Here is an 8,346-nt window from a genome sequence, read left to right as displayed (position 1 = left end):
CCGATCTTTTATAGCTGATCAGCTACAGTAACCTGATTTCTTCCTTGACTTTTTGCCTGGTAAAGGGCTTTGTCAGCCTGTTTTACCAGATCTTGCCAGGCTTCCACTCTGGATTCCACGACACCAATACTGACGGTTAGCACGCCTTTGTCTGATTCAATGTGAGGGATTTGTAATGCCTCGATAGCTGCCCTGACTCGCTCGGCACATATTCTGGCTTGTTGGCCAATACTTCCGGGCATCAGAATTAATAGCTCTTCGCCGCCATAGCGAAATACTCTGTCTGAGGTGCGCAGCGTTGATTTAACAGTTTGAGCAACTTGTCTGAGCGCATCATCTCCTGATTGATGCCCATAGTAATCGTTATACTTCTTGAAAAAGTCGATATCCACTAAAGCTAGACTATAACTATTCTGGGTTCGTAGAGCGTGCTGTTCAGTATGTGTGAGATCAACCTCCATAGCGCGTCGGTTGCCGATACCTAGCAAGGCATCTTCAAGTGACAATAGTTTTAGCTCTTCGACATTAGTTTCCAGTTCTGCATGCCTGTCGATCAAGCGAACATATACATCGACTAGGTTAGATTGGGTCACAACACCAACTAAGTGTCCGGCATTGTTAATAACAGGGAGATGACGGAGTTTTCGACTACGTGACAGCATCAAGGCGTCTTTAAATAGACTATCTTCCTGAACACAAACAGGCGTAGAAGTCATGATTTCACAAATAGAATGTTCTGGGTAGTGAGCGTCTTTCAATAGCGTGCAAAACAGTTTGGTGATGTCACGCTCTGTGACGATTCCGATAGGTTTGTCGTTCTCGACAATAATCAGGCAGGAGCTACCTTGCTTTGACATGAGCGGAACCGCCTCCTTAATACAGCAATTCGCGTCCACGGTTGGTGGGCAGTCATTCATGAGTTCTTTGACAAGTATGTTAGTACTTTGGTGACCTTTCAAAAATTCATTCTATACTTTAATCCTAGGAGCCTAGCGGGAATAAGGCAAATTAATTACAGCAACTTACAAGCATCTTGAAAAGACTATTTGATGAATAGGTTCTTGATCAGAGTCAGACTTCAATTCATGAGTTCATGCTACCTTCAAAGTAAGGGAGCAGAGCCTGCTCCGCCAGGAGAGCAAATCCAATGACGATGATACGTAGTTCTAACGCTAAAATCTCAAACCGGCTCACCCGTTTTGTATCCTTACCGGTTCTGAGGGCTTTGTACGGCCTGGCTTTATCGTTAGGTGCACCGGCGGGTTGGGTTCTAGTCCAGAAACTTGCGGGGCGTGATCCATTCTCTGATGAACATTTTGATCTATTACTCTATGTCTATATGAGCTTGGCAACGGGAATTGTGTTTTCATTGCTAGGTTATTTTATTGGTCGTCGAGAGCATATGATTACAGATCTGGCACTGACCGATAGCCTAACGGCGCTTTACAATAAGCGTTATTATAAAAACCGTTTAGAACAAGAGTTTCAGCAGCATCTGCGTACCGGTGCCTCAATGGCCATTATTCAAATTGATTTAGACTTTTTTAAACAAGTAAATGATCGATTTGGGCACCAGGCAGGTGATGAAGTATTGAAGAAGGTTGCTACATTGATTCTTGCAAATTGCAGGAAGAATGATACTGCCGCGCGCGTTGGCGGAGAAGAGATGAGTATTATTGTCTGTGGCGAAAGTAAAGATGAAGCGCATATATTGGCAGAAAGAATTCGTGCCACGATTGAAAGTACAGACTGCTTTTGGCAGGGGCAACGGATAAGTTTGACAGCCTCATTCGGTATTGCATTCGCGACAGCTAAGACAGAAACTGCTTGGCAAATTTATCAAAATGCTGACTTGGCACTGTATCAAGCCAAGAAGCAGGGACGGAATCAGGTATGCTTGTATGAAGCCTAAACCCAAGGCGCGAGTAGAGTTTCGAATGCGGAGGTTATATTGTCTTTAAGATCATTGGTTCTGACGCTGCTTGTCTGCCTGATTGTTTGGTATTGGCTTAAAGCAAGAGAGTTAAAAGATATTGCTCTAAGAGCCGCGGCGAAGCATTGTCGTGAATTGGACTTAAGTATTCTTGACCAGACAGTCGTTTTGCGCTCATTGAAGCTCAAGAGAGGGAATGCTGGGCGCTTACAGATTATTCGTGAATATGGTTTTGAGTTCAGTTCTACAGGAGAAGATCGTTATAAAGGTAGTGTGAAGATGGCCGGAGCACGTGTTCAAGGGGTCAAATTGGCACCACATCGAGTGGAATAGTTTTATTATTGGAAGTGGTTAATTTGTATCGAGCACCTATACTCTATATATCGACAAAAAGAAGCTATTCACAAATTGGCAGGTGTTTTTAATTCGCACCTGCTTTAGCGTGTAAGAATAAATATGATCAAACGAATTCCTATCGACTCCCTTCAAGTTGGAATGTATATATCTGATCTTAATAGTGATTGGATCCCTCATTCCAACTTTAAGAAGAAGGGGAAAATCAAGAAAGATCTAACTGTTGAAAAGATAAAAAAACTAGGCATTAAAGAAGTCTATATCGATACTTTTCTAGGTGAGGATTTAAAGGATGCGCCGACCCTTGCCGAGATTGACAAAGAAAATGAAAAGAAACTAGCAGCGGCAGGTGAACTGAGCTCGTTAAACAAGCCGCGTTTAGGTTTGGGCGAGGAAATGCTGGCGGCTCAAAAGGTTCATGAAGAAGCAGTTGAACTCATGGGCGGTATTCTCACGGACGTTAAGACTGGTCAGGCGCTTCCTATAGACGCTATTGATAATCTTGCGGAAGATATGCTGGACTCTTTGTTCAGAAATCACAATGCCTTGGCTTGCCTTGGCTGTATTCGCGAGAAAGATAGTTACTTGATGGAGCACTCCGTAAACCTGAGTGTTCTGATGTCTATTTTTGGTAAATCGATGCAACTGGATCGTTCGGTTCTTCATCAAACCATTTCAGGTGCATTGTTGCATGATATCGGGAAAATCATGGTGCCAGACGAAATATTGCATAAGCCTGGTAAATTAACCGATGATGAATTTTCGCAAATGAAACATCACGTTACCCTAGGTCGCTAGCATTTGCTGGGTATCGAAGGTATTTCCCCTTTGACTATTCAAGTCGTTTCTGAACATCACGAGCGAATGGATGGTACCGGTTACCCTTCGGGTCTATGTGGTCATGAAATCTCAACCTTCGGGCGAATGGCTGCGATTGTTGACGTTTATGATGCGATTACAGCCGACCGCTGTTATCACAAGGGTATGACGCCGACAATGGCGATTAAGCGTTTACTGGAGTGGAGCGATCATCATTTGGACCGCTCTTTGGTAAATCACTTCATTCGTTGTATCGGAATTTATCCAGTTGGTTCTTTGGTCTTACTAGAGAGTGGCCGACTGGGCGCGGTTGTAGAAGTGAACGAGTTTGATCAGCGCTCGCCAAAGGTAAGGGTGATGTATCACACCAAGTTTAAATGCTTTATCAAGACCGAATTAATTGATTTAGCGAAACCGACGGTTCAGGATGCAATTGTCAAAGCCGTTGACCCCGACCTATTCAGGAGCAACGTTAAAGATTTTTTAAGCTAGTCTAGTACACTTTCTTGGGAGCTGCGCTAAACGGCGCAGTTCGTACATAGTGCAGCAAAAGGCAGGGCGTCCAAACGCTCATTGCTGATATCTTCGTGACACTTCTCACAAGCGCCATATAAGTCTCGTTCCATTTTTAGCAGGGCATGATCTATTTGCTCTAGCTCTTCTTCGGCTTCACTTTTCAGGTTTAGTAGTACATCATCATTTTGTCTGTCTACGACTTGGTCCGAGAACTTACTGCTGGTTTTCCGGTTGTGAAGGTCTTTATCAATTTTCTCGATACGAAGACTTAATTCTTCTTTTAAAGCAACTAGCTTTTCTTTGTGGTCTGTCATGATTCTTCCTCACCTAAAATGGGTACGTATTACCTACATTTTAGGTTAGAACCGCAGAATAGCATTGATATGAATCAAGGTTGGCTTGCTAATTCCAAGGCCTCTGTCAGTTTAGCGTGTTTGAAGCCTTCATTCATAAGAATGAGGCCGTCTGAATTGATCACAACCGTAACGCCCATATCTCCCTTGAACTTCTCAGTTAAGTTATGAGCAGTATCTGCTACCACTGTTTCAGAGCGATAACCGCTAGAGATCTGATTCGCCCGGGCTTGTTCAATCGATCCTGAGACATAATCAATACTAATAAAATGAATGTTCGGATAGTTTGGCTTGATTGACTCGCGAATACTCGACATATGGCTATCACAAAGCGGACACCACATGGTGAAATAAAGTACAACCGCATCATAAGCGGTTAATTCATCACTTAAAGTCAGCACATTGTCTTCAGTGTCAAGAATGCTGAAGTCACTAGCAACCTGGTTGACCTGGTTACCGATACTACCCGCTTGCACACTTTCGCGTTTATCTTCACTGGAAGGGTTTAAATCTTCGTTACAAGCAGATAATAATAGCCCAAGGAAAAGCATGCTAATTAAACGAAATCTAACGTAGAACATAGCTCACTCCCAAACTTAAAATATCTGTTGCAGCAAAGTCTTCACCACTGAGCGCATGATTCCACGAGAGCTTGTAGATCCAATCCATAGCGACTGTTGAATAGGCAATACTTAATCCCAGCGACTGCTTTTGAAAACCAGGAAGGGAGCTGTCTTTATTCCCATCAATTTCACCGACCTTTTCGCGTAAATCATTATAGGATGTGGTCACAGTAAGCGTGTCCATTGAGTCTAAAAAATGCGTATAACCAAAAGCCAGGCTTGTTGACAGGCGCTTACCTAATTGCAGATCATAGGGGTCGATAAAGCCGCTAGAGTCTTCGTTAACAGGACGTTCAATATATTTTCCATAGGACATGTTCAAGGTCATATTCCAGGGATAAATAGTCTTGTCGACAAGCAGATTAGCATCCAGGCGGTAGACGCCCCGGCCCGTGATATCGAAGCTGTTATCAATTTCACCAGAGTATGCAGATTTACCTGTCGGCAGGGTTAAGGTGCTGCCCAGGTATACTGCTGGAATCAGGCTTCGCCAGTTGGTGACTTTCCAGACACATTTAATATCGTCAAAGGTCTCGTACCATAGCCCTATGGTCGTATCACCAATGTTGTCGACTTTAGACTCTGTTCCAGTGTAGGTATTGTCATTCCATACATAGGGAATTTGGAGGCTTGCCTGCCAGCGGTTGGCAAGCCGATAAGCGATACCAAGACTACTTCGGTACTGGTTTAAGTCAGAGCCAACAGGGTCATCCTGATGCTTTCCTTCAGAGTTCCAGTAGCCCTTATAGTTCTCGTGCGAGAATGATGTATCAAACATCATGCGCGCACCTTTTGGCAGAATTAAAGAAGAGGCTGACCCGCCGCCACAACAGGATGCAGCCCAAAGATTCAGTGGCACAAGGAGCTGTGTACTGAGAAAAAACAGAAAGGCTTTATTCTTCATGCAAATAGATATCTTTCTAAAGATATTTACATCCCCATCATCGTGTTAGATGGCGTCACGACGAACTCTGCTTCATCATATTCACCATCAGGAATGTTGCCATCGTCGGTTTTTTGTTCACCGTTAACCGATAGGCGTACATAGATAGAGCCGGCTTCTCCGTCAGTAAGGCCCGTCAGGCCTTCAGCGGTCCAAATACCTTCTCCCTCATTGGATGCTGTGACCCAGCTGTCACCATCACTTGGGTCTGTTGACATTGCTACGGTGATGCTAGAGATCGTAAGCTCATAGTCGGAGTCTGCATTGAGTATTTGCCCAGCGCTAATTGCCGGAAAGCTCATCATGCTTTCCTTGGTAGTGATAAAAACACTGAAGTCATGACCGCTATCTCCATCTGATAGGCCATCATTGAATAGAATGTAGGTGCGTTTTTCTTCTCCGCCCATCATATTTGCAATAGTATCAGTTTGGCTCTTTAGATTAGCGCGGGCTGTCTCTCCCATTGCCATCATTACATCTGGCTGAAAGGTAACGCTTTCATCATAAGGTAAACCTATATCAAGGTACCAAGTACCCATCTCAGGGCCTGATGCCATGAGGTAGTAGATTGTCGCGTTATAGATTCCTGCTTCGTCACTTTCGGTGAAAGAGCCATAAGGCGTGCTATGGTTATGTGTAGACATTTCCATTAGTGGGCTTAAGGTAGGAGAAAGCCCTTCCATAGGGGTGCCATCCAAATCGGTAATTTCGATTTTTAGGTTGGATTTACCAACTTGAGCCATCTCGGATAAATAGGTAACTTTAAAGCTTTCTGAAAGCTCATAATCATTTTTTTGTGAATTGTTGCTATCACTACACGCACTCATTAAACAAGCACTTGCAACTAAACTCAAACTAAATGCGAGGGTCTTAACTGCTTTCATCTATGCACTCCTTGATGCGCAAAATCATTAATTGCGTGAAATTTTACGCTGAAGTAAGGGTGCAAAGGAGTGACAAATTGTCGCACCTACTTTGGGGTATAGTTTGGGTTTAGTTCAAGTTCAGATATGTTTTGGCTTTATGTTAATGACTTATTTTGATGAAGGGCGTTTCTGTAGCTTGCGTTGCAAAGTCCGTCGATGCATTCCCAGAGCATTAGCTGTTGCAGAGATATTGCCATCATGCTCATTAAGCACGCGTTGGATATGTTCCCACTCCAGGCGTCCCACTGATGGCGGGCTAGTATCTAGGGGAATATCTGGGTTTGCGTCCTCTTCCTGTAGGGCTTTGATAATGACATCGGTGGTCACAGGTTTGCATAGGTAATTCACTGAACCCAGCTTCATCGCTTCAACCGTTGTGCTAATGCTGGAATAACCTGTCAGAATCAGTGCCTTGGTTTGAGGTGAGTGTTCTTTTAGAATCGCCAGAAACTGCAAACCACTTTCCTGATCGATCTTTAGGTCAACCACAGCAAAATTTATGCTCGTATCCGTTAATATGCCTTTGGCTTCTTCAATACTGTTTGCGGCGAAGCTATTGTAGCCTCGTCGTTTAAATGACCGGGCAAGTGTCGTAGAAAAGGTTTGGTCGTCATCTAGGATAAGGATACTCTTAGTCATTTTATTTTCTGCTCTTCGGCTGGGTGTGAGCTTACAAGTGACAGGGAAATATGAATGCGAGTGCCCGACTTATCTGCTCTTTCAACGCTTATTTTTCCATGATGTCTATTAATCGTGGCATGAGATAAAAATAAACCAATGCCCATACCATGCTCTTTGTCAGACTCTAATGGTTGCTCAGCGGCACTAAGAATACGGGAAACTTTGTTTTCATCACTGTTGCCATAATCACTGATGGTGAGTCTGAGCTTGTCCGGTTCAACATCTGCCTCGAAGCAGACTCTTTCGGGCGAAGCATCGGCAGCATTATTCAGGATATTCAGAATGGCCATCCTTAAAGATGGATCTGAGGAAATATTTGGCGATGGTGACTCGTCGAATTGTGTGCTGTTCCAGTTTTTCTCAAGCCTGACGCTAGGCCGTAAGAGTCTAAATTCATTCACTAGCTGGGTGAGAAAGTAGTGGACAGATTCATCTTGCTGACTGAGGCGAGCCTGGTGCCGAAGGTCATCTAACACGTTTTTACATATCGCTATTTGAGACGCCAGGAGTGTAAGGTCTTCGTCGAAATCCTGGGTCAGGCTATCTGCTTGAAGGTCGTCAACGAGCACGGCCATCGTCGATAGTGGTGTACTGATATGATGAGCAGCAGACGCGGCTTGTGTTGCAATACCCAATAATTGCTCGTCGCGCAGTAACTGTTCTCTTTGTTCGTTGATCTTATGTTGTCGAGACTTTAACTCTTGTCTCATTCTAATGAGGAAGAAGCAGATTAAGGCCGCGCTCACTGCAAAATTGAACCACATGCCAATGAGATGAAGGGAAAAGGCAGTTTGGCTTGCATCAATTTGGTGGTGCATATGATGGGCATGCTCATTCGCAACAGAAGTCTCTGATACCGAAAGGTCGACTAAGTATAAAGAGCCATAGCAACTTACGGTGAGTAAGGCCATAAACCAGGTGAAATTACTATTTAAGGTTGCTGCACTAATGGTTAACGGGAAGAGTAAAAGTGACACAAAAGGGTTGGCGGAGCCGCCGGTTACATGAAACAGAAGGCTCATGAATAGTACATCTGACACTAATTGAAGTCGGACATAGTTTTCGGTAATGATACGGGCGCTTTTAAGCTGAGCGAAGGTGAACATGGCTGAAAAAGCAAATAGGCTTAAAATAAACTCCGCCAGGATGAAGTTAAATTTTAAGTTCAGATATAGATGGTCAACGAGTAAAAAAAGTT

9 protein-coding genes and 1 pseudogene are annotated in these 8,346 nt (G+C 43.8%); 3 read left to right on the top strand and 7 right to left on the bottom strand.

Going from position 1 to position 8,346, the window contains the following annotated elements; all coding sequences use genetic code 11:
- Positions 1–8: 8 nt before the first annotated feature.
- Positions 9–917 carry a GGDEF domain-containing protein gene (locus tag A3766_RS07215; RefSeq protein WP_082865007.1) on the bottom strand — a complete coding sequence of 303 codons (909 nt, stop codon included), beginning with the start codon at positions 915–917 and terminating at the stop codon, positions 9–11.
- A gap of 230 nt (positions 918–1,147) precedes the next feature.
- On the opposite strand from A3766_RS07215, the gene A3766_RS07210 reads away from it, so the two are divergent.
- From A3766_RS07210 to A3766_RS32615, 3 genes and pseudogenes are all read left to right on the top strand, one after another.
- Complete coding sequence (locus A3766_RS07210; RefSeq protein WP_082885762.1) at positions 1,148–1,912, top strand: GGDEF domain-containing protein; 765 nt, start codon at positions 1,148–1,150, stop codon at positions 1,910–1,912.
- Positions 1,913–1,951: 39 nt separating this feature from the next.
- Positions 1,952–2,266 (top strand): DUF3301 domain-containing protein, encoded by a 315-nt coding sequence (locus tag A3766_RS07205; RefSeq protein ID WP_068512050.1) that lies wholly within the window; start codon positions 1,952–1,954, stop codon positions 2,264–2,266.
- A gap of 123 nt (positions 2,267–2,389) precedes the next feature.
- Positions 2,390–3,598, top strand: a pseudogene (locus A3766_RS32615) (HD-GYP domain-containing protein).
- 26 nt (positions 3,599–3,624) lie between these two features.
- Here the strand turns inward: A3766_RS32615 and A3766_RS07195 are convergent.
- From A3766_RS07195 to A3766_RS07170, 6 genes are all read right to left on the bottom strand, one after another.
- Entirely contained in the window at positions 3,625–3,936 is a 312-nt protein-coding gene (locus A3766_RS07195) for a TraR/DksA C4-type zinc finger protein (RefSeq protein WP_068509724.1), read from the bottom strand.
- A gap of 74 nt (positions 3,937–4,010) precedes the next feature.
- Positions 4,011–4,556 carry a redoxin domain-containing protein gene (locus A3766_RS07190; protein ID WP_068512053.1) on the bottom strand — a complete coding sequence of 182 codons (546 nt, stop codon included), beginning with the start codon at positions 4,554–4,556 and terminating at the stop codon, positions 4,011–4,013.
- The gene (locus A3766_RS07185; RefSeq protein ID WP_068566509.1) at positions 4,543–5,379 is read right to left on the bottom strand and encodes a hypothetical protein; all 837 of its coding nucleotides are present in this window, start codon (positions 5,377–5,379) and stop codon (positions 4,543–4,545) included. Before A3766_RS07185 ends, A3766_RS07190 begins: the two co-directional genes overlap by 14 nt.
- Before the next feature lie 149 nt (positions 5,380–5,528).
- The gene (locus A3766_RS07180) at positions 5,529–6,425 is read right to left on the bottom strand and encodes a hypothetical protein (protein ID WP_068512058.1); all 897 of its coding nucleotides are present in this window, start codon (positions 6,423–6,425) and stop codon (positions 5,529–5,531) included.
- 150 nt (positions 6,426–6,575) lie between these two features.
- Positions 6,576–7,106: a response regulator transcription factor gene (locus tag A3766_RS07175; protein ID WP_068512062.1), complete on the bottom strand. Its 531-nt coding sequence runs from the start codon at positions 7,104–7,106 to the stop codon at positions 6,576–6,578.
- The coding region (locus tag A3766_RS07170; protein ID WP_068642016.1) for an ATP-binding protein at positions 7,103–8,346 on the bottom strand (1,244 nt) is incomplete at its 5' end. The genes A3766_RS07170 and A3766_RS07175, both read right to left, overlap by 4 nt.

This window comes from Oleiphilus sp. HI0132, from assembly GCF_001635845.1.
The sequence above is the reverse complement of the archived record's forward strand: the minus strand, read 5'-3'. Positions and strand labels throughout refer to the sequence as shown.